The organism is Devosia sp. FKR38, assembly GCF_005222805.1.
Classification (GTDB): Bacteria; Pseudomonadota; Alphaproteobacteria; order Rhizobiales; family Devosiaceae; genus Devosia.
This window is the reverse complement of record NZ_STGC01000002.1, coordinates 34,210-53,589: the sequence shown is the minus strand read 5'-3', so window position 1 is coordinate 53,589 and position 19,380 is coordinate 34,210. Positions and strand designations below refer to the sequence as shown.

The 19,380-nt window shown below is 64.3% G+C and carries 19 protein-coding genes and 1 other RNA gene; 11 read left to right on the top strand and 9 right to left on the bottom strand.

Going from position 1 to position 19,380, the window contains the following annotated elements:
- Window positions 1–218 precede the first annotated feature (218 nt).
- The 6 genes from E8M79_RS00240 to E8M79_RS00215 all read left to right on the top strand — a co-directional run bounded on the left by E8M79_RS00240 (window position 219) and on the right by E8M79_RS00215 (window position 4,919).
- Window positions 219–1,046, top strand: coding sequence for a prephenate dehydratase (locus E8M79_RS00240; protein WP_137149925.1), 828 nt, complete (start codon window positions 219–221; stop codon window positions 1,044–1,046).
- A 189-nt stretch (window positions 1,047–1,235) separates the two neighbouring features.
- Window positions 1,236–2,078, top strand: a complete 843-nt coding sequence (gene dapD, locus E8M79_RS00235; protein ID WP_137149924.1) for a 2,3,4,5-tetrahydropyridine-2,6-dicarboxylate N-succinyltransferase — start codon at window positions 1,236–1,238, stop codon at window positions 2,076–2,078.
- A 16-nt stretch (window positions 2,079–2,094) separates the two neighbouring features.
- Entirely contained in the window at window positions 2,095–2,592 is a 498-nt protein-coding gene (locus E8M79_RS00230; RefSeq protein ID WP_171015641.1) for a DUF805 domain-containing protein, read from the top strand.
- A 26-nt stretch (window positions 2,593–2,618) separates the two neighbouring features.
- Complete coding sequence (gene dapE / locus E8M79_RS00225) at window positions 2,619–3,776, top strand: succinyl-diaminopimelate desuccinylase (protein WP_137149922.1); 1,158 nt, start codon at window positions 2,619–2,621, stop codon at window positions 3,774–3,776.
- Window positions 3,773–4,312 (top strand): hypothetical protein, encoded by a 540-nt coding sequence (locus E8M79_RS00220; protein WP_137149921.1) that lies wholly within the window; start codon window positions 3,773–3,775, stop codon window positions 4,310–4,312. The genes dapE and E8M79_RS00220 overlap by 4 nt, the downstream gene beginning before the upstream one ends.
- A gap of 16 nt (window positions 4,313–4,328) precedes the next feature.
- Complete coding sequence (locus tag E8M79_RS00215; protein WP_137149920.1) at window positions 4,329–4,919, top strand: hypothetical protein; 591 nt, start codon at window positions 4,329–4,331, stop codon at window positions 4,917–4,919.
- Here E8M79_RS00215 and truA read toward each other — a convergent pair.
- From truA to def, 3 genes are all read right to left on the bottom strand, one after another.
- Window positions 4,916–5,653 carry a tRNA pseudouridine(38-40) synthase TruA gene (gene truA / locus E8M79_RS00210; RefSeq protein WP_137149919.1) on the bottom strand — a complete coding sequence of 246 codons (738 nt, stop codon included), beginning with the start codon at window positions 5,651–5,653 and terminating at the stop codon, window positions 4,916–4,918. The two genes, E8M79_RS00215 and truA, sit on opposite strands and share 4 nt — an antisense overlap.
- The gene (gene fmt / locus E8M79_RS00205; RefSeq protein WP_137149918.1) at window positions 5,654–6,574 is read right to left on the bottom strand and encodes a methionyl-tRNA formyltransferase; all 921 of its coding nucleotides are present in this window, start codon (window positions 6,572–6,574) and stop codon (window positions 5,654–5,656) included.
- A 130-nt stretch (window positions 6,575–6,704) separates the two neighbouring features.
- Entirely contained in the window at window positions 6,705–7,220 is a 516-nt protein-coding gene (def, locus tag E8M79_RS00200) for a peptide deformylase (protein WP_137149917.1), read from the bottom strand.
- 148 nt (window positions 7,221–7,368) lie between these two features.
- Between def and rmuC the strand changes: the two genes are divergently transcribed.
- Together rmuC and E8M79_RS00190 are read left to right on the top strand one after the other, a co-directional pair.
- Window positions 7,369–8,796, top strand: coding sequence for a DNA recombination protein RmuC (gene rmuC, locus E8M79_RS00195; RefSeq protein WP_137149916.1), 1,428 nt, complete (start codon window positions 7,369–7,371; stop codon window positions 8,794–8,796).
- Between the two features lie 266 nt (window positions 8,797–9,062).
- Complete coding sequence (locus E8M79_RS00190; protein ID WP_137149915.1) at window positions 9,063–9,377, top strand: ATPase inhibitor subunit zeta; 315 nt, start codon at window positions 9,063–9,065, stop codon at window positions 9,375–9,377.
- 15 nt (window positions 9,378–9,392) lie between these two features.
- Here the strand turns inward: E8M79_RS00190 and recR are convergent, their stop codons facing one another.
- From recR to E8M79_RS00165, 5 genes are all read right to left on the bottom strand, one after another.
- Entirely contained in the window at window positions 9,393–9,989 is a 597-nt protein-coding gene (recR, locus tag E8M79_RS00185) for a recombination mediator RecR (protein WP_137149914.1), read from the bottom strand.
- A gap of 12 nt (window positions 9,990–10,001) precedes the next feature.
- Entirely contained in the window at window positions 10,002–10,325 is a 324-nt protein-coding gene (locus tag E8M79_RS00180; RefSeq protein WP_137149913.1) for a YbaB/EbfC family nucleoid-associated protein, read from the bottom strand.
- Window positions 10,322–12,094 carry a DNA polymerase III subunit gamma/tau gene (locus tag E8M79_RS00175; RefSeq protein WP_137149912.1) on the bottom strand — a complete coding sequence of 591 codons (1,773 nt, stop codon included), beginning with the start codon at window positions 12,092–12,094 and terminating at the stop codon, window positions 10,322–10,324. Before E8M79_RS00175 ends, E8M79_RS00180 begins: the two co-directional genes overlap by 4 nt.
- A gap of 73 nt (window positions 12,095–12,167) precedes the next feature.
- Window positions 12,168–12,263, bottom strand: an RNA gene (ffs, locus tag E8M79_RS00170) — signal recognition particle sRNA small type.
- A gap of 69 nt (window positions 12,264–12,332) precedes the next feature.
- Window positions 12,333–13,637, bottom strand: coding sequence for a phytase (locus tag E8M79_RS00165; RefSeq protein ID WP_137149911.1), 1,305 nt, complete (start codon window positions 13,635–13,637; stop codon window positions 12,333–12,335).
- Window positions 13,638–13,786: 149 nt separating this feature from the next.
- On the opposite strand from E8M79_RS00165, the gene E8M79_RS00160 reads away from it, so the two are divergent.
- The 3 genes from E8M79_RS00160 to E8M79_RS00150 all read left to right on the top strand — a co-directional run bounded on the left by E8M79_RS00160 (window position 13,787) and on the right by E8M79_RS00150 (window position 17,609).
- On the top strand, window positions 13,787–14,647 hold the full coding sequence (locus tag E8M79_RS00160) for an LOG family protein (protein WP_137149910.1): 861 nt from the start codon (window positions 13,787–13,789) through the stop codon (window positions 14,645–14,647).
- A gap of 100 nt (window positions 14,648–14,747) precedes the next feature.
- Window positions 14,748–16,163: a Si-specific NAD(P)(+) transhydrogenase gene (gene sthA, locus E8M79_RS00155; RefSeq protein WP_137149909.1), complete on the top strand. Its 1,416-nt coding sequence runs from the start codon at window positions 14,748–14,750 to the stop codon at window positions 16,161–16,163.
- Between the two features lie 66 nt (window positions 16,164–16,229).
- Window positions 16,230–17,609 (top strand): FAD-containing oxidoreductase, encoded by a 1,380-nt coding sequence (locus E8M79_RS00150; protein ID WP_137149908.1) that lies wholly within the window; start codon window positions 16,230–16,232, stop codon window positions 17,607–17,609.
- Here E8M79_RS00150 and E8M79_RS00145 read toward each other — a convergent pair.
- Window positions 17,606–19,339: a diguanylate cyclase gene (locus E8M79_RS00145; RefSeq protein WP_137149907.1), complete on the bottom strand. Its 1,734-nt coding sequence runs from the start codon at window positions 19,337–19,339 to the stop codon at window positions 17,606–17,608. The genes E8M79_RS00150 and E8M79_RS00145 overlap by 4 nt on opposite strands.
- Window positions 19,340–19,380: the final 41 nt, after the last annotated feature.

Genomic DNA, 19,380 nt, shown 5'->3' with positions numbered 1-19,380 from the left:
ACTCCGCCCAACTTTCGATTGTCCAAACGGAAAATCGCCTCAACAGCGGTGCTCGACGCGCGCGGAAGATAGTCGCAAGGCCGTGATGGTGCAACCATGCAAAGCCCTGGTGCGACATTTCCCCCACAAGTGCTGCACATGCCCGCCTTTCGGCGGCGAATTGACTCCGCTTTGTGCCGGGTTCAAAAGCCTCCTGCCTTCCACGAACGGACCTGCAGATGACCAACAAGATTGCCTTCCAGGGCGAGCCCGGCGCTTTCAGCAATGCCGCCGCCAACAATGTGTTCCCCGGACAGGACATGCTGGGCTGCGTGACCTTCGAGGAGACCATCGCCGCCGTGCAATCCGGCCGCGCCGACTATGCCGTCGTGCCGGTCGAGAATTCGCTCTATGGCCGCATCACCGATATCCACCACCTGCTGCCCCAGAGCGGGCTGTTCATCATCGGCGAGACCTATCTGCGCGTGGAAATGACCCTATTGGGCGTGCCGGGCGCCACGCTGGCCGATATCAAGTCGGTGCAGTCGCTGTCGGTGGCCCTGGGCCAGTGCCGCCGCTTCATCACCGAAAATGGCTATCGCACCATCAATGCGGTCGACACGGCCGGTTCGGCCCGCGAAGTGGCCGAAAAGGGCGACAAATCCGTGGCCGCCATCGCCTCGCGTCTGGCCGGCGAGATCTATGGCCTCAACGTGCTGGCCGCCAATATCGAGGACGCCAGCCACAACACCACGCGCTTTCTGGTGCTCTCGCCCCACGAGCAGCGCGCGCCCCAGGGCGGCAAGGTCAAGACCACCTTCGTGTTCCGCGTGCGCAACGTGCCGGCCGCGCTCTACAAGGCCATGGGCGGCTTTGCCACCAATGGCATCAACATGACCAAGCTCGAGAGCTATATGGTCGATGGCAATTTCACCGCCACCCAGTTCTATGCCGATATCGAGGGCCACCCCAACGACCCGGGCGTCATCCACGCCTTCGAGGAACTCGATTTCTTCACCGATTCCATGCACGTGCTCGGCGTCTATCCGGCCGCCGACCACCGCTAGAGCGTTTCCAGCAAAAAGTGGACACCACTTTTGCGGTTCGGAAGCGCGACCAAACAAGATCCGAGAGCAATTTCACCGGTTCAACGATGCGGTGAAATGCTCTCGGCGCAGCGCGCCCCGGCGCATCCGCCGATTGACACCGGGCGACCCACCGCTATGGTCCGCCCGCAACGCATTGAGGAACCAGCCATGTCGCACGCCGATCTCGCCCAGATCATTGATGATGCCTTCGAGGCCCGCGCCGAGATCAATTTCGGCACCACCGGTGCGGTGCGCGAGGCCGTCGAAGAGGCGCTCAACCTGCTCGATACCGGCAAGGCTCGCGTCGCCGAAAAGATCGATGGCGCCTGGCAGGTCAACCAGTGGCTCAAAAAGGCCGTGCTGCTGTCCTTCCGCCTCAACGACAACAAGATGATCGAAGGCGCGCCGGGCGGCTCGTCCTATTGGGACAAGGTGCCCACCAAGTTCGAGGGCTGGAGCGAGAACACCTTCCGCGAGGCCGGCTTCCGCGCCGTGCCGGGCGCCATCGTGCGCCGCTCGGCCCATATCGCCCGCAATGTCGTGCTCATGCCCAGCTTTGTGAACCTGGGCGCCTATGTCGGCGAGGGCACCATGGTGGACACCTGGGTCACCGTCGGCTCCTGCGCCCAGATCGGCAAGAATGTGCATATCTCGGGCGGCGTCGGCATTGGCGGCGTGCTCGAGCCGCTGCAGGCCGGCCCGGTGATCATCGAGGACAATTGCTTTATCGGCGCCCGCTCCGAAGTGGTCGAAGGCGTGGTGGTCGGCGAGGGCTCGGTGATTTCGATGGGCGTCTTCATCGGCGCCTCCACCAAGATCGTCGATCGCGCCACCGGCGAAATCCACATCGGCAAGGTGCCGCCCTATTCCGTGGTGGTCTCCGGTTCGCTCCCTGGCAAGCCGCTGCCCAATGGCCAGCCTGGCCCGAACCTTTATTGCGCGGTCATCGTCAAGACGGTGGACGCCCAGACCCGCTCCAAGACCGGCATCAACGAGCTGCTGCGCGACTGACAAGGAAGCCGAGCCCATGATCAAGCTGCTGTTCTCGCTCGATGGTCGCATCAATCGGCAGCGCTTCTGGCTGGGTGTCCTGCTGGTCGTGGTGCTCAATGTCGTGCTCTCGGCCCTGCTGCTGCAGCTCGGGTTCGGCAACAGCCAGACCCAGTCGGGGACGGTCGCCATCGACGGCCAGATCCAGCAGCAGTTCATGCGCACCGTCTTCGTGCTCGCGCCGCTGCCGTCACTGCTGCTGAGCCTGGTGTCGGCCGTGCCGATGACCATTCTGTCCATCAAACGCCGCCGCGACCGCAATGTCTCGGGCATTGACGTGATCATCTTCACGGCCCTGGCCATGCTGACGCAGGTGCTGGCTCTGGCCGGACTGGGCGGCAGCATGGTGGTCGGCGTGCTAGGCACCATCCAGGGTATCTGGAGCCTGGTGCTGCTGGTGCAACTGGGCTTTCTCAGCGGCACGCGCGGCGCCAACCGCTATGGCCCCGATCCGCTGGGCTATGGTGACGCCTGATCCCAGCGCGCAAGGAGCATGTGCAGATGACTGACGTTTCGGCCCTGGCCATCACGCTCCTCAAGCAATTGATTGCCTGCCCCTCGGTGACGCCGGCCGAAGCCGGGGCGCTCGATGCCCTGGACGCTGCCCTGACCGCCATGGGCTTTGCCGTGACCCGCCTGCGCTTTGAGGGCGATGGCTCCTATCCCGTCGATAATCTCTTCGCCACGCGCGGGCAGGGTGGGCGTCGCCTGCTGTTCGCCGGCCATACCGACGTCGTGCCGCCCGGCGATCTGGCAACCTGGACCAGCGATCCCTTTGTGCCGCGGGAGGCCGACGGCAAGCTGTTTGGCCGCGGCGCTGCCGATATGAAATCGGGCATTGCCGCTTTCGTCGCCGCCTGCGCCGCCATTCCGCCCGAGGCCGGCACCATCCAGCTCGCCATCACCAATGACGAGGAAGCCGACGCCATCAATGGCACGGAAAAGCTGATGGCCTGGGTCAGCCAGCAGCAGCACCATTTCGATTTCGCGATTGTCGGCGAACCCAGCTCGGCCAGCACTTTGGGCGACAGCATCAAGATCGGCCGGCGCGGCTCGCTGTCCGGCCGCATCACGGTTTCGGGCACCCAGGGCCATGTCGCCTATCCCGACAAGGCCAACAATCCCCTGCCGGTACTGGCGCAACTGGTCACCGCGCTCGACACCACGATCGATACGGGCACCGCGCATTTCCCGGCCACCAATCTGGAAGTGACCTCCATCGATGTCGGCAACGACATTTCCAATGTCATTCCGGCGTCCGGCAACCTGCGCTTCAACATCCGCTACAATGATCTGTGGACGCCCCAGACTCTGGCCGACTGGGTGCGCGGACGCATTGCCACGGTTGATCCGCGCGGCACCCAGATCGACTTTGCCGTGTCCGGCGTGCCATCCCGTTCGTTCCTGTCGCCGCTGAGCGCCGATGTGGACGTGCTGGCCAGCAGCATTGCGGATGTCACCGGCAAGCGCCCAGAATACTCGACCGGCGGCGGCACATCGGATGCCCGCTTCATCGCCCAATATGGCCCGGTGGTGGAATGCGGCCTTGTCGGCCCCTCCATGCACAAGGCCGATGAGCATATTGCCCTGAGCGATCTCGAAGGCCTCGCCGAGATCTACCGTCGCTTCATGCTGGCCTTCTTTGCGGTGCCGCAATGAAGAGCTTGAGCATCCTCTCCCGCGCCGTCACCGGCTGGCGGCTGATCGTCCAGAGCCATCCCGGCTGGCGCAGCCAGTTTGCGCTCACCGTGCCGGGGCTGGTGACGGCGCTCCTGCTCTATGCCTTTGTGGCGTTTCTGGCCGTGGCGCTGACCTCGATGAGCATCGGCATGCCGGGCCTCGTCGGCGTCATCGCAGCCATGGCCGTGCTGGCGCTGCCCATCCTGGCCTTTGTGCTGGTGCTGCTGGGCACCCGCAAAATGCTCAACGATACTCAACCGCTGGTGCCAGCGCTGGTGCCGGGCGTCTATGCGCTCACGGCTCTCTTGCTGCTTGAGGGGCTGTTGGCGCTGTTCGCCGGCCCGCTCGTCATGCTGGCCTGGGTCGGCGTCGCTTATCTGCTCTATTGCCTCATGCGCGTCGCAATGGGCTGGCATCCGGGGATTGCCGCCGGTTCTGCGGTTTTGACCTTCGTGCTGCTTGTCGCCCTGCGCATGGCGCTCTACATGGTGTCCAACGCTGCTTCCCCTATCTGATTGATCGAGATACGCCTTGGCCCAACCGACCCAGACTTTCTTCGATGAATTGATCGCCGCAGCGCGCGGCTGCGTGGCCCTGCTGACCGGCCGGCGCAATGCGCCCGACTATTTCGACTTCAGCCAGCGAGGCCTTGTCGGGTCCTTCATCGCCTTGGTGCTCAGTCTGGCCGTACAGGCCTTTGGGCCGCAATTGATCGGCATCTCGACACCGCCCGGGGTCTCCATGAGCGTGGTCATCCTGGCCTCGATTGTCACGGCGATGCAGTTTGGCATTGCCTTTGTTGTGCTGCGCCTCCTGGGACGAAACGATGGTTTTGTCCCCTTTGTGGTCGTGCAAAACTGGGCGACCCTGTTTCAGGGTATTCTTGCTGTCACCGCCATCGGCGTGTTTGGCCAGCCCTTTGCGATGAACACCGCCGGCGAGGCCGCCCAATTGACCAGTGGCAGCATTCCCTTTGTTGTCCTGGGCATCGCCGCACTTGTCATGTCGGTCAATATTGCTCGGCTGATCGTCACACTGCGCCCAACCTATGTTGCGCTCTTTGTGGCCTCACAACTGGGCACCGCCCTGGTGCTGCAGCTGATGCTGGGGTCGATGTTCTAGTAGTCCACGCGCGTCAAATAGAGCCCATCGGGTGGCGCCATGGCGCCGCAGCGGCTGCGCTGGCGCGCGTCGAGCGCGGCACGGAAATCCTTGGGCGACCATTTGCCTTCGCCCACCAGCTTGAGCGAACCCACCATCGAGCGCACCTGGTGATGCAGAAAACTGCGGGCGCTGGCGACCACCACGATATGGTCGAGTTCCCGCCGCACCGAAAAGACATCCAGCGTCCGTACCGGAGAATTGGCCTGGCACTCCGCCGAGCGGAAGGTGGTGAAGTCATGCTTGCCCAGGATGAGCCCGGCAGCATGGTCCATGGCATCGGCATCAAGCGGCATGGGCACATGCCACACGTGCTGCCGTTCCATCACTGCCGGCGCCCGCCGGTTGAGAATGCGATATTCATAGTGTCGCGCCAGGGCAGAGAACCGCGCCTCAAAACTCTCGTCCACCGCCTCGACCAGCAGCACCGCCACCGGATCGGGCCGCAGGTGATAGTTCAGCGCCTCGCGGATGCGGAACGGGTCCCAATCCTTGCCGAGATCGACATGCACCACCTGGCCCAGCGCATGCACGCCCGCGTCCGTGCGTCCCGCCGCCTGGATGGAGATGGTCTCGCCTGACATGCGCCCGATGGCTTCTTCCACCGCCTGCTGCACGCTGGGGCGATCGGCCTGGCGCTGCCAGCCCGAAAACGGGGTTCCGTCATATTCGATGGTGAGCTTGTAGCGCGGCATCTAGAGGACGCTGGAGGGCAGCGTGCCGGCGCCGCGCAGGAAGGTGGCGGCATCCATGGCGCCCTTGCCCTCGCGCTGCACCTGGGTCAGCCGTACGGCACCGCTGCCGCAGGCAATGGTGAGGTTCGGCCCCAGCGTGCCGGGCGCGCCGCTTCCGCTGGCGAGCGTCGAGCGCAGCGCCTTGACCCGCACCGGCTTGCCGCCCAACTCGATCTCGAACCAGGCGCCGGGGAAGGGCGAGAGGCCGCGGATATGGTTGTGCACCGTCTCGGCGGGCAGCGACCAGTCGATGCGGCTCTCGGCCTTTTCGATCTTTTTGGCATAGACCGTGCCGTCTTCGGCCTGCGGCGTGAAACTGAGGCTGCCGCGCTCAAGAGCCGCCAGGGCCCGGCCCATCAGGTCGGCGCCCACCCGCATCATGGTGTCGTGCAATTCGCCCGCCGTCATGTCGGGGGGGATGGCGATCACTTCGCCCAGGCCGATCGGGCCGGTATCAAGGCCCTCTTCCATCTGCATCACCTGCACGCCCGTCTGGGCATCGCCGGCCATCACGGCGCGCTGGATGGGTGCCGCGCCGCGCCAGCGCGGCAGCAGCGAACCATGCAGATTGATGCAGCCCAGGCGCGGCGCATCCAGCACCGGCTTGGGCAGCAGCAGGCCATAGGCCACCACCACGCCCAGATCGGCATCAAGCGCTGCAAAGGCGGCCTGTTCGTCTTCGCCCTTGAGCGAGCGCGGCGTGAACACCGGAATGCCAAAGCCTTCTGCGGCCACATGCACCGGCGACTTGCGCTCTTCCTGCCCGCGCCCGGCGGGTTTTGGCGCGCGCGTATAGACAGCCACCACCTCATGGCCCGACGAGACGATCTCGGTCAGGGTCGGAACGGAGAACTCCGGCGTTCCCATGAAGACGATGCGCATGCGTGCGGCTCCTCGGTCTGGGCCTCTGCCCTCAGTCATTCCGTGCGGGCACCTCGTGATGCCGGCCAGAAAATGGATCACCGGGACAAGCCCGGTGATGATGGTCGTCAACTCTTAAGGGGCGAAGGCGCTAGCCGGCGGCGCGCTTGGCGGCCTTTTCAAACTTCTTGATCACCCGGTCGCGCTTGAGGCGGCTGAGATAGTCGATATAGAGCACGCCATCGAGGTGATCGAGCTCGTGCTGGATGCAGACGGCCAGCTTGCCCTCGGCGTCCAGCGTCACCTCTTTGCCCTCGAGGTCGGTATAGGTCACCGTCACCTCATTGGGGCGCTCGACCTCATAATACAGCTCGGGGATCGACAGGCACCCTTCCTCGGTCACCTGCATCTGCTCGCCGAAATGGGTGATCTCGGGATTGATCATCACCAGCGGCGTGGGCGTTTCGTCCTCGCCGGCCAGATCCATCACCACGATGCGCTTCATCACCCCGATCTGCGGGGCGGCCAGGCCGATGCCGGGCGCGTCATACATGGTGTCGAGCATGTCCTTGGCCAGTTCCTTGATGGAGTCATCGACCGTATCGATCGGATCGGTGACGGCCCGCAGGCGCGCATCAGGAATGACAAGAATGGGGCGGATAGCCATGTGTGTTGATCCGGCGAAAGGGGAATTGCCTTTCGATATGGTATTTCCGCGCAGCAGGTCAACTCTTGTGGCCTTTCGACACGCCTCTGTTGTGGGGCTGGACCTGCGGAACATTCTGGCAACGCCTCGAATCGGCTAGACTCCCCCCATGGACACACAGCTCTTCATGCTCGGCGATTGGCCGATCACCACCGCCACCGCCGCCCTGGCCGCCGGGCTCCTGCTGGCCCTCGGCCTCGGCATTGCCGTGATCTCATCCATGCGCGCCAGCGCCGCCCGGGCCGAGGCCGCCGCCCAGCAGGCGGCCGATCAGCTCCGCAGCAATTTCCAGGCCCAGATCGCCGAGCGCGACCGCCGCATCGAAGACATGGATCGCCAGATCCAGCAGGAGCGCCAGCGTGGCGAAGGCCTGCTGGACGCCGAACGCAGTCGCAGTGCCGAGCTTCTGGGCGAAGTCTCGGGCCTGCGCGCCCGCATGGCCGAGCAGGAAAAGCAGTCCGCCGAAAACCTCAAGCGCTTTCTCGAAGCGCGCCAGCACATGACCGACGAGTTCAAGGCCATTGCCGGCGACGTGCTCAAAAGCCATGGCGAGACCTTCTCCAAGCAGAACCGCGAGCAGGTCGACAACCTGCTCAAGCCGCTCAACGACAAGATCATCGCATTTCAGAGCGAACTGCTACGCGATCGGGCAACCATGGGTGAACAGATTCGGGCCCTTGCGGCTAGCAATTTGCAGATCACCACCGAGGCGCAGAACCTCACGCGCGCGCTCAAGGGCAATTCGCAAACCCAGGGCGCCTGGGGGGAAATGATCCTCTCCACCATCCTCGAGGGCTCAGGCCTGCGCGAGGGCGAGGAGTTCATCACCCAGACCAGCCACACCGCCGAGGACGGCAGCCGGGTGCGCACCGATGTCGAGGTGCTGATGCCCAACAATGACCGGTTGGTCATCGATTCCAAGGTCTCGCTGACCGCCTTCGAGGCCTATGTGAATGCCGAAGAAGAGACAAAAGGCCAGTATCTACAAGCCCATATCGTCTCCATCCGCACCCATATCCGCACGCTGGGCGAAAAGACCTATCAACGCCATGCGCGCAGTAGCCTGGACTATGTGATGATGTTCGTGCCCATCGAATCCGCGCTCGCCACGGCAATCCAGGCCGATGCCAAGCTCGTCGAATACGGCATGAGCCAGGGCGTCATGCTGACCACCCCGACCACGCTGATGACCGTGCTGCGCACCGTGCGCAATGTCTGGGACATCGAGAAGCGCCACCGCAACGCCGAGGAAATCGCCAGCCGCGCCGGCGCGCTCTACGACAAGGTGGTGGGTTTTCTCGGCAGCATGGACAAGCTCGACGGCCATCTCGACAAGGCGCGCAGCAGCTTTGATGCGGCGCGCGGGCAGCTGTCGTCCGGCAAGGGCAATGTCGTGCGCCAGGTCGAAATGCTGCGCGAACTGGGGGCCAAGTCCAGCCAGATCATTCCGACTGGCTGGGAAGGCAGCGACGAGCGTCAGGACCCGCCGGCCTCGACGCTTCGCCTGGTGGTGGATGACCCCGGCGATCTGGCCTGAAAGCGCAGGACGCTGGCCGGTCGGTGCGACAAGACGCCACCAGCCGGTGGTAATTGCTGCAATGGTTACCGATCATTGACGGCCAGTCTAAAGGGCTGGCATTGCCTGTTTCTAGAATTGTCCGGCGGGCGAGAACTGTGAGAACTCGACCCCTCTTACTTGGCTGCCCGCCGATTGCAGACAATTGTATCGAATTGTTTGCATGCCCCTTAAAATGGCAGTCGCATTGTCGTCCCAGACAGCCACACAGGCGTTTGGGGACGGCAATGGACACGATTTCTACCGCTCAAGAAGCAACACTGCGCAAGTATTTCTGGGTTGAGGAGCGCCGGTTCTATGACCGCGCCCGGGCGGACCGGTCCGCCGGTGCTGTCGTCGCCCAGTGCCTCGGCCTTGACCTGTCCAAGGCTGATGCTTTCGCCGACCAGGTTGTCGAAGCGGGCATTCGCTCCCGCGATGGGCGCGGCGGGTTTGACTTCCTCGCCACCCAGATCGCGGCCTGCGGCTACGGCATCGACCAGCTGCGCGCGTACTATGCCGCCGTGACCGCCGATGTTGGCGGTCTGGCCCAGGCCGCTTAGGCCAACGGCGCTTGGCTAGATGCTGGTGCGGGCCTTGAGCGCCTGGCTCAGCGTGCCTTCGTCGAGATAATCCAGCTCGCCGCCCATGGGCACGCCATGGGCCAGCCGCGTGATGGTCAGGTTCTGCCCGCTCAGGCGGTCGGTAATATAATGCGCGGTGGTCTGGCCCTCGACCGTGGCATTGACCGCCAGCACGATCTCGCGGAACTGCGGCGCCCGGGCGATCAGCGCATCGATGGTGATGTCATCGGGCCCCACGCCATCGAGCGGGGACAGCACGCCCCCCAGCACATGATAGCGCACGGCGCCAACGCCGGCGCGCTCCAGCGCCCACAGGTCCGCCACATCCTCGACCACGATCAGCATGCCGCTCTCGGCCCGCCTCGGGTCTGCGCAGATGGTGCAGGGGCTCACCGTATCGACATTGCCGCAGATTTCGCAGGTGCACACCGCCGCGACGGCGCGGTCCAGCGCCGCCGACAGCGGGATCATCAGCTGATCCTTCTTCTTTATCAGCTGCAACACAGCCCGCCGCGCCGAGCGGGGCCCAAAGCCCGGCAGGCGCGCCATCAGCTGGATCAGCTGCTCAATCTCGGGTCCGCCATTGGCCAATTGTGCGGCAGCCTAGAACGGAAACTTCATGCCGGGCGGGATCGGCAGGCCGGCGGTGACCTCGGCCATCTTGCGCTGCATCTCGGCTTCGCTCTTGCCCTTGGCATCGGCATGGGCGGCGATGATCAGGTCCTCGAGCACTTCGACATCGTCTTCCTTGAATAGGGACGGATCGATCTTGAGGGCCTTCAGTTCACCCTTGCCGCTGAGCGACACGGTGACCATGCCGCCGCCGGAACGGCCTTCGACAACCAGCTCGGCAAGCTCGGCCTGCATGGCCTCCATCTTGCCCTTCATTTCGCTGGCGGCCTTCATCATACCCATGATGTCTTTCATTCGTCGTCCTCTTCGGGTGGTGGGGGCGGCACATCGTCAACCACGGCGGCGGCCTCGTCGCGCACCGTCACATTGACGACCTTGGCGCCTGGAAATGTCTCGAGAATGGCCTTGACCAGCGGATCGGCATGGGCGGCCTCGTGGGCGGCCTGCTTGCGCTGCTCAGTCTCCTGGCGCAGCGTCAGCCCCTCGGGCGGCTTGGTGGAGACCATGACCAGCCAGCGCTCGCCGGTCCACAGCTGTAGTCGGGCCGAGAGCGTGGCGATAATGCCGGGATCGGTGCCGTCCATCAGGGCCACTTCGATGCGGCCCTGTTCAAAGGAAATCGGGCGCATCGAGCCTTCGAGCGCCAACTTGACCAGCACATCGCGCTTGGCGCCGGCCAGGGCAATCAGATCCTTGTAGCTGGTGACGGTCGCCAGCGCCGGCTTGGGTATGGCAATGGCCTGCGGCGCCTCAGGCGCTGCCGCCACGGCGTCAACCGGCTCGGGCTGTTCGATCCGCATGGCCGAGGCGCTGGATGCACCACCACCTGAGGGTCCCGAGGGGCGGTCGCTGCGCGGTGGCAGGGCCATGCTGGGCATGGCAGGGGCCGGCGCCGGCTGGTTGGCCAGCTTGGCGATCAGATCGTCCGGGCTCGGCAGATCGGCGGCATAGGCCAGCCGGATCAGCGCCATTTCGGCCGCCTGCAGGCTATTGTTGGCTCGCGAGACTTCCTCATGGCCCTTGAACAGGATCTGCCAGGCGCGCGTCAGCGCGCGCATGGGCAGCTTGCTGGCCAGTTCGGCGCCGCGGCGGCGTTCGTCCGGCGTCAGCGAGACATCGTCAGCCGCTGCCGGTACCACCTTGATGCGGGTCACCAGATGGGTGAAATCGGCGAGGTCCGCCACCAGCGTCTGCGGATCGGCGCCCAGGTCATAGAGCGTGCGCATGGTGCCGATGGCCTCGCCGATACGGCCGCCCATCAATTCCTCGAACAGGTCAATGATGCGCGCCCGATCGCCCAGGCCCAGCATGGCCTTGACCGTGGCCGCCGTCACCATGCCATTGCCATGGGCAATCGCCTGATCGAGCAGGCTCAGATTGTCGCGCGCCGAGCCTTCGCCCGCCCGCACGATCATCGCCAGCGCCTCGGGCTCAAAGCCGATCCCCTCCTGATTGAGGATCGATTCGAGATAGGCCGACATGATCTCGGGCGTGATGCGCCGCAGGTCGAACCGCATGCAGCGGCTCAGGATCGTCACCGGAACCTTGCGGATCTCGGTGGTGGCAAAGATGAACTTCACATAGGGCGGTGGCTCTTCCAGCGTCTTGAGCAGCCCGTTGAAGGCCGCCGTGGAGAGCATGTGCACTTCGTCGATGACATAGACTTTGTAGGGCGCCGACGATGGCGCATATTTCACCGAGTCGATGATTTCGCGGATGTCGCCGATGCCGGTATTGGAGGCCGCGTCCATCTCGATCACATCGACGTGGCGGCCTTCGATGATGGCGCGGCAGTGCTCGCCCTCGACGCTCAGGTCGAGCGTGGGATGGGGGCCGCTGGCGTCTTCATAGTTGAAGGCGCGGGCCAGGATGCGGGCGGTGGTGGTCTTGCCGACGCCGCGCACGCCGGTCAGGATAAAGGCGTGGTGAATACGGTTCTGCGCAAAGGCATTGCCCAGCGTCTGCACCATGGCGTCCTGGCCGACGAGCGTGGTGAAGTCGCGCGGGCGATATTTCCGCGCAAGCACGAGATAGGGCGATGATGCAGAATCGGAGCCAGCCATTTCGCTTTCTTACCACATCGGGTGGGAAAGCCTCTGCCTGGGCTGTGCAAACCCTGTGACGGCCAAAGGCTGCAGTAGGAGGCTGGCAACGACCCGTGAAGGTCTCGTTGGGGCTGCTTCCTTCCGGACCTGACCCGGTTGGCGAGGAACACGTCCGCGCCAACCTCCCGATGCGCTATATGCGAACAAAAAAGGGCGTTGGCAAGACCCAACGCCCTTTGACCTGCAGGGGGCCCGACTACTGGCGCGGATCGCCGCCCTGGGGCGTGATCTCAAGCGGGGGATTGAAGCTGTTGGCGATCAGAGCCCAGTCGACGAACTTGAAATTGGTCGAGTCGACCTCGCCGTCCAGGCCGTTGAGGTCCGCAGCATAGCCATCCTGGGTGATGAACAACCCGTTCTCAAACCCGGGCAGACCCAGCGACAGCACATCGGCGCCATCACTTTCCTGCACGGCATCGATGTCACCGGCCGCCGCCACGCGGAACGAGCCGAGCAGGCTCATGTCCTTGGTGATGTCAAACACGGCGAAGCTGTCGTCATAGGGCGCATCGGGCGCCGGCGCATCGCCGTGCGCGCCGCCCTGGCTGGACGCCAGCAGATATTTCGTGCCGGTCGCGGCGTAGTAGATGCTCAGCCCTTCCACATCGCGCGCGATGACGCTGTCGGGATGGTGGAAGCTGCTGCTGGCCGAACCGCGCGTGGTGTAGGCCAGCTTGGGCTCGCCACCCGTAACCGGAACAGTCCAGATGCCCACATCTTCCTGGCCGGCGTAGATCGTGCCCGTGGTCCGGTCGATCACGGCGCCTTCGAACTGCGGGCTGAAATCGAGCAGCGGATCGTCGTCATTTTCGGCCCATAGGTCCTGGCCATCCTGGGTGGTGACGCCGCGGAATTCATGGTCGAGCACAGCCTGAACCTTGCCGCCAGCCGTTGCCATCAGCGTGAACACGCCAACCGTCGGCTGATGTCGCTGTGTTCCCACGATCCAGGTCTTGCCGGCGGCCGGGTCGCTCCACGCGGCAAGGCCATAGACCGTATTCTGGTCATCGACCGGATTGTCCTCGGTCGCAGTGCCGTCATTGGTGTAGCGCTTCGGAAAGGCACGGGCGGCTGCCGGATCGGTGATCTCGCTCAGCGGCTCGGCGGCCGCCGGGTCGATGCGGAAGGCGCGGATGATATCGAGCCCGCGATCCGCGGCCAGCACGAGGTCTGCCTTGGAGCCGTCATCCAGCGTGAAGCCATAGACGATATCGACATTGTTGATGCGGCCATCTTCGGCGGGGAGAACGGTCTGGATCAGGCTGCCGTCGAGACCATAAACGCGAATGCCGCCATTCTTGACCGCCGTAACCACAAGGCTTTTGGCGCTGTCTGCAGCATTGACGAAAATTGCCGGATCGTCGGCATCTGCGTCCGCATCCGCCTCGGTCAGGATGGGGGTCTGCAGCGTGGGGGCAACCTCTGCAACGCTCTGGGCCAGCGCGGGCAATGCGCTCGACGACAAGAGAATAGCAACAAGCACACAGGGCAGGGTTCGCATGGAGGATCTCCCGGGGAAATTTCACAAACTCCTGCCGCGCCTCGGCAACAGCGTGACGACGCTGCAATGACGCTCTCGTGACGGCGTCGCTAACTTTCGCATCGGCACGGCAACGCGCTACAAGGGCCCCACCAAGATGGAGCCCAACAATGGCCAAACGCCGCCCCACACCTTTGCGCACCTCTGGCGAGGATGTCGCCGCCAGCAAGCGCGCCCCGCACACTCCCCAGACCGAATCGGCGGCATTCCGCCTGGCCTTCGCCGACGATGAATTCCTCACCTCCGAGGACACGCGCGGCATTCGCTTCCAGCTCGAGTATCTCAAGAGCGAGTTCCGCCTGCGCGAGCGCGGCATCAATTCGACAGTCGTGCTGTTCGGCGGTGCCCGCATTCCCGAGCCGGGTAAGGCGGCCTGGGCGGCGCGCAATGATGTCCAACGCGCCAATCTTGAGGCGGCTTCGCACTACTATGACGAGGCGCGCCATTTCGCCCAGCTCGCCTCCGCCACCTCCAAGGCGCTCGACTTCAAGGACTATGTGGTGGTCACCGGCGGTGGGCCCGGCGTGATGGAGGCCGGCAACCGCGGCGCGGCCGATGTCGGCGCGCCCTCGATCGGGCTCAACATCGTGCTGCCGCATGAGCAGGCGCCCAATCCCTATGTGACGCCGGAACTGAGCTTCAACTTCCACTATTTCGCTACCCGCAAGATCCATTTCCTGATGCGGGCCAAGGCAGTGGCCGTATTCCCCGGCGGTTTCGGCACGCTGGACGAGTTCTTCGAGACCCTGACCCTGATCCAGACCGGGCGCATGGCGCGCATTCCGCTGCTGCTGTTCGGCGCAGGCTTCTGGAGCAAGGTCATCAATTTCGAGGCCCTGGCCGAAGCCGGCACAATTGCCCCCACCGATCCCGACCTCTTCACCATCGTTGAGACCGCCGAAGAGGGCTGGGATGTGATCCGCAAGTTCTACAATCTGCCGGAGATCAATGAAGTGCTGCGCGGCGACTAGCGCTGCATTTCAGCCCTACCGCACCAAACATTGCGCGATGCGCAATGGCAGTGTCACAGTCTGCGGATAGGCGTCGCTGGCGTCGAATCGGGGGCAGCAGTTGAACACATATAATCTCGTCGTCATCGGCAGTGGTCCGGCCGGCCGTCGCGCCGCCATCCAGGCGGCCAAGCTGGGCAAATCGGTTCTGGTGGTGGAGAACCGGCTCCGCCTGGGCGGCGTGTCGGTCCACACCGGCACCATCCCGTCCAAGACGCTCCGCGAGACCGTGCTCAACCTCTCCGGCTGGCGTGAGCGCGGCTTCTATGGCCTGTCCTATCGCGTCAAAAAGGACATCGAGGGCAAAGATCTCGGTGCCCGCCTGCGCATGACGCTGGACTATGAGATCGAGGTGCTCGAGCACCAGTTCGCCCGCAATGGCGTGCGCACCTTCGCCGGCAAGGCGCGCTTCATCGACGCCAACCACATCAGCGTCACCGACCCGACGGGCGATGTGCACACCTTCGGCTTCGAGCATGCGGTGATCGCGGTGGGCACGGCGCCCTATCGCCCGGCCAATATTCCGTTCAACGACCATTCGGTGGTCGATAGCGACAGCCTGGTGTTCGAGCCGCGCGTGCCGCGCAGCCTGACTGTGGTCGGCGCCGGCGTTATCGGCATTGAATATGCCACCATCTTCTCCGCGCTCGACGTGCCGGTGACCATCATTGAGCCGCGTGACACCATTCTCGATTTCATCGACCGCGAGATCATCGAGGAATTCACCCACGACCTGCGCAAGCGCGGCATGACCATTCGCTTCGGCGCCAAGGTCGAGACGGTGGAGCTCGACGAGCAGGGCTGGCCGGTGGCCATTCTCGCGGACGGCCGTCGCATCCGCTCCGACATGCTGCTCTATGCGGCCGGGCGCAGCGGCGCCACCGCTGACCTGGGGCTGGAGAATTGCGGCATCGTCCCGGCCGATCGCGGGCGGCTCAAGGTCGATCCGATCACCTTTCAGACCTCGACGCGCAATATCTATGCCGCAGGCGACGTTATTGGCTTTCCCTCGCTCGCCTCGACGTCCATGGAGCAGGGGCGCATTGCCGCCCTGCATGCCTGCGGCGCGGCCATGCCGCCAGCGCCGGCGTTCTTCCCCTATGGCATCTATGCTGTGCCCGAAATCTCCACCGTCGGTCTCACCGAGCAGCAGGTGCGCGAACAGGGCATTGCCTATGAGAGTGGCGTCGCCCGCTTCCGCGAGACCTCGCGCGGCCACATCATGGGCCTGCAGTCGGGCATGATGAAGATGATCTTCTCGCTCGAAACGCGCAAACTGCTGGGCGTGCATATCGTCGGCGAAGGCGCGACGGAGCTGATCCACATCGGTCAGGCCGTGCTCAACCTGGGCGGTACGCTGGATTATTTTGTGGAGAATGCCTTCAACTATCCCACCCTGGCAGAGGCCTACAAGATCGCGGCCCTCGATGCCTGGAACCGCATGCCGCGCAATACGCCCATCGCGCCGATTGAATAGAGCGGGCTGGCGCCGCAGCGATGGCCGGACTAGGTTCGCGCATTCTGTTTGTGAGAGCGTGCTGCCATGTCTGAACCCTTTGATGCCATTGTCATCGGCGCCGGTCAGGCCGGCCCGTCGCTGGCGGCGCGTATGGCCGGAGCCGGCAAGCGCGTTGCGCTGATCGAGCGCCGGCATCTGGGCGGCACCTGCGTCAACGATGGCTGCACACCCACCAAGACCCTGGTCGCCAGCGCACGGGCAGCCTGGGCCGCCCGGCGGGCCGGCGATTTTGGCGTCATGGTCAAGGGACCGGTCAGCGTCGACATGGCGGCGGTGCGCGCCCGCATGGATGGCGTGGTTGCGGCCTCGGTTGCCGGCCTTACGGACTGGCTGGCCGGCTACAGCACGCTTGAAGTCATCCGCGGCGAAGCCAGTTTTGCCTCGCCCACCGAGGTCGCAGTGAACGGTCGCCTGCTGCGTGCGCCGCAGATCTTCATCAACACCGGCGGCCGAGCGAGCCTTCCTGATTGGCCGGGCCTGAACAAGGTGCCCTACCTCACCAATACCTCCATCCTCAGGCTCGATAGCCTGCCCGGACATCTGGTGATCGCCGGGGCCAGCTACATCGGGCTCGAGTTTGCCCATATGTACTCCCGGTTCGGGTCCAAGGTGACTGTCGTCGAGCGCGGGCCTCGGGCGGCGCAGCGCGAGGATGCCGATATATCCCAGCACATCCGGCAGATCCTGGAAGCCGAGGGCGTGACCTTCCTGTTCAACACCACCATTGAATCGGTGGCCCGGGCCGGCCATGGCATGCTGGTGTCGTTCAAGAGCGGTGAGCGTCGTGCCTCGGTGGAAGGCAGCCACCTGATGGTGGCGCTGGGGCGGACGCCCAACACCGAAGCGCTAAATCTGTCTGCCGCCGGCGTCTCCACCGATGCGCGGGGCTATATCGTCACTGACGATCACCTGCGCACCAATGTGCCGGGCATCTGGGCTCTGGGCGACGTCAACGGTCGCGGCGCCTTCACGCATACCGCCTACAATGACTTTGAAATCGTCGCCGACAATGTCCTCGACGGCGGCACGCGCTCGGTGGCCGGGCGCATGCCGGTCTATGGGCTGTTCATTGATCCGCCGCTGGGGCGCATCGGCATGACTGAAGACGAGGTTCGGCGATCCGGGCGTCCGGCGCTGATTGGTACAAGGCTGATGAGCAATGTCGCGCGCGCCCGCGAGCGCGGCGAAACGCAGGGCATGATGAAAGTGCTGGTCGACGCCGAGAGCAAGAAGCTGCTGGGCGCCGCGGTGCTGGGTATTGGCGGCGATGAGGTGGTGCAAAGCCTGTTGCAATTGATGGCGGCCGGCACGCCCTACACCACCATGATGCAGACCGTGCATATTCACCCGACGGTCAGCGAGCTGATCCCCACCATGTTGGGCGAGCTCAGGCCGCTCGACTAAAGGCTCTGGAACACAACCGCCGTGCTGCGGCCGCGCGCCTTGGCCGCATAGCAGGCCGCATCGGCCTCGCCCATGAAACCCAGTGGTGACGACGGCGCCTCGGTGATGACGGTTACGCCCACGCTGGCCCCCACACGATAGGTGCGTCCTGCCCAGTCAAACAAGAGGGCGCCAATGGCGCGCACAATCTTGTCCGCCAGCGCCTTGCCGCTCGCCATGGGGCAGTCGAGCAGCAGCACTGCAAATTCATCGCCGCCAATGCGCGCCGCCAGATCATGTCGTCGGCAGCTGCCGCGAATGGTCTGGGCGATCTGGCGCAGCAAAGCATCGCCCGCGGCATGTCCCGCCGTATCGTTGACGGGCTTGAAGCGATCCAGATCCAGATAAAGCAGGCAATGCGTGCTCTGCGTCGACCGCGCACTGGCAATGGCCGCGTTGAGCGCCCGCTCAAAGGCGGCGCGGTTGGGCAGGCCCGTCAAATCGTCATGGGCGGCCGAATGGGCCAGCGCCCGCTGCATGGCCCGGCTCTGCGTAACGTCCTGGAATACCAGCACCACGCCGGCAAGGCCGCGGTCACCGGTCTTGACCGGCGAAGCAGTGCAGCGGATGTCGCGGCCAATGCCATCCGGCCCAGTGAGCAGGACGTCGCCATCGATATAGGCGACCTCGGAGGTTTCCAAACACTGCGACACCGGGCACGGAAGTCGATCGCCGCTTTCGCCGCTGGACAGCGGAAAGATGTCTTGGACAGGCCGCCCCAGGCCGTCAGCGCTGCTGACACCGGTGAGCAGTTCTGCCGCCGAGTTCATGAAGATCACCGTGCCCATGGCATCCGTAGAGATCATGCCGTCGGCAATCGACTCCAGCGTCACGCGCAGCCGTTCCTTCTCGGCCGCCAGTTCGAGTTCCACGGTCTTGAGCCGGGTGATGTCCGTGTCCGTACCCAGGGTTCGGATCGGTGTGCCGTTCTCATCCCACTCTACCGGCTTGCCCCGGCTGAGGATCCACACATAATTGCCATCACGCTTGCGCTCGCGATACTCAAGCGCGTCAAAATCGTCGTCGCCTCGATCCTGTTTTTTCATGTTGATCAGCACATGCGCGACGTCATCGGGATGGATGCGCTTGATCCATTCCGCATGGTGGTCTGCCGGCACCGGCTCGTCGGGCGGAATACCCCGCATGACGCGCCACATGCGCGAATAATACATGGTGTCGGTGCGGATATCGTGGTCCCACACGCCCTGCCGCGCACTCTCCAGCGCATAGTTGAGGCGGCTCTCGGAGAAAGCCAGCGCCGCTTCAGCCGCTTTCTGCCGCTCGATGCTGGTCAATTGCAGAATCAGACACTCGCGCCCCTCGGCAAAGTCGGCGCGCAGCAGAGAAATGGCGAGCATCACCCAGACCAGGGAGCCATCGGCATGCCGGACGCGATACTCGCCGCGATAGCTGCCGACCTCGCCGCGGATAAGCCGTTGCACATGCAAAGTGACAGCGGTTTCGCCTTCGCCATCGTCGCGCACCAGATCGGTCAGTCTGCCGCCAATGGTCAGCGCTGCGGCCTGCCCGAGCATCGTCTTGATGGCGGTATTGGCATAGAGCACCACCCCGGCAAGGTCACAGACCACCATGCCAACAGGTGCCGCATCCAGGATGCGATCCAGGATGTTGTCGAGCCGCGCAAGGCGGCCCGGCTTGGCAATGGCTGCAGTCGGCGACGCACTATTCATGGTGATAGTGTGCGCCAATGGCCTTAATAGCTCATTGAACT

Excerpts from the sequence above, each read along its gene's own strand:
- truA (WP_137149919.1), bottom strand. The coding sequence starts at position 5,653 with ATGCCGCGCTACAAGCTCACCATCGAATATGACGGAACCCCGTTTTCG.
- rmuC (WP_137149916.1), top strand. The coding sequence starts at position 7,369 with ATGGACACACAGCTCTTCATGCTCGGCGATTGGCCGATCACCACCGCC.
- dapD (WP_137149924.1), top strand. The coding sequence starts at position 1,236 with ATGTCGCACGCCGATCTCGCCCAGATCATTGATGATGCCTTCGAGGCC.
- E8M79_RS00230 (WP_171015641.1), top strand. The coding sequence starts at position 2,095 with ATGATCAAGCTGCTGTTCTCGCTCGATGGTCGCATCAATCGGCAGCGC.
- E8M79_RS00150 (WP_137149908.1), top strand. The coding sequence starts at position 16,230 with ATGTCTGAACCCTTTGATGCCATTGTCATCGGCGCCGGTCAGGCCGGC.
- E8M79_RS00190 (WP_137149915.1), top strand. The coding sequence starts at position 9,063 with ATGGACACGATTTCTACCGCTCAAGAAGCAACACTGCGCAAGTATTTC.
- def (WP_137149917.1), bottom strand. The coding sequence starts at position 7,220 with ATGGCTATCCGCCCCATTCTTGTCATTCCTGATGCGCGCCTGCGGGCC.
- E8M79_RS00145 (WP_137149907.1), bottom strand. The coding sequence starts at position 19,339 with ATGAATAGTGCGTCGCCGACTGCAGCCATTGCCAAGCCGGGCCGCCTT.
- dapE (WP_137149922.1), top strand. The coding sequence starts at position 2,619 with ATGACTGACGTTTCGGCCCTGGCCATCACGCTCCTCAAGCAATTGATT.
- E8M79_RS00180 (WP_137149913.1), bottom strand. The coding sequence starts at position 10,325 with ATGAAAGACATCATGGGTATGATGAAGGCCGCCAGCGAAATGAAGGGC.
- fmt (WP_137149918.1), bottom strand. The coding sequence starts at position 6,574 with ATGCGCATCGTCTTCATGGGAACGCCGGAGTTCTCCGTTCCGACCCTG.
- E8M79_RS00160 (WP_137149910.1), top strand. The coding sequence starts at position 13,787 with ATGGCCAAACGCCGCCCCACACCTTTGCGCACCTCTGGCGAGGATGTC.
- E8M79_RS00240 (WP_137149925.1), top strand. The coding sequence starts at position 219 with ATGACCAACAAGATTGCCTTCCAGGGCGAGCCCGGCGCTTTCAGCAAT.
- E8M79_RS00175 (WP_137149912.1), bottom strand. The coding sequence starts at position 12,094 with ATGGCTGGCTCCGATTCTGCATCATCGCCCTATCTCGTGCTTGCGCGG.
- E8M79_RS00165 (WP_137149911.1), bottom strand. The coding sequence starts at position 13,637 with ATGCGAACCCTGCCCTGTGTGCTTGTTGCTATTCTCTTGTCGTCGAGC.
- E8M79_RS00220 (WP_137149921.1), top strand. The coding sequence starts at position 3,773 with ATGAAGAGCTTGAGCATCCTCTCCCGCGCCGTCACCGGCTGGCGGCTG.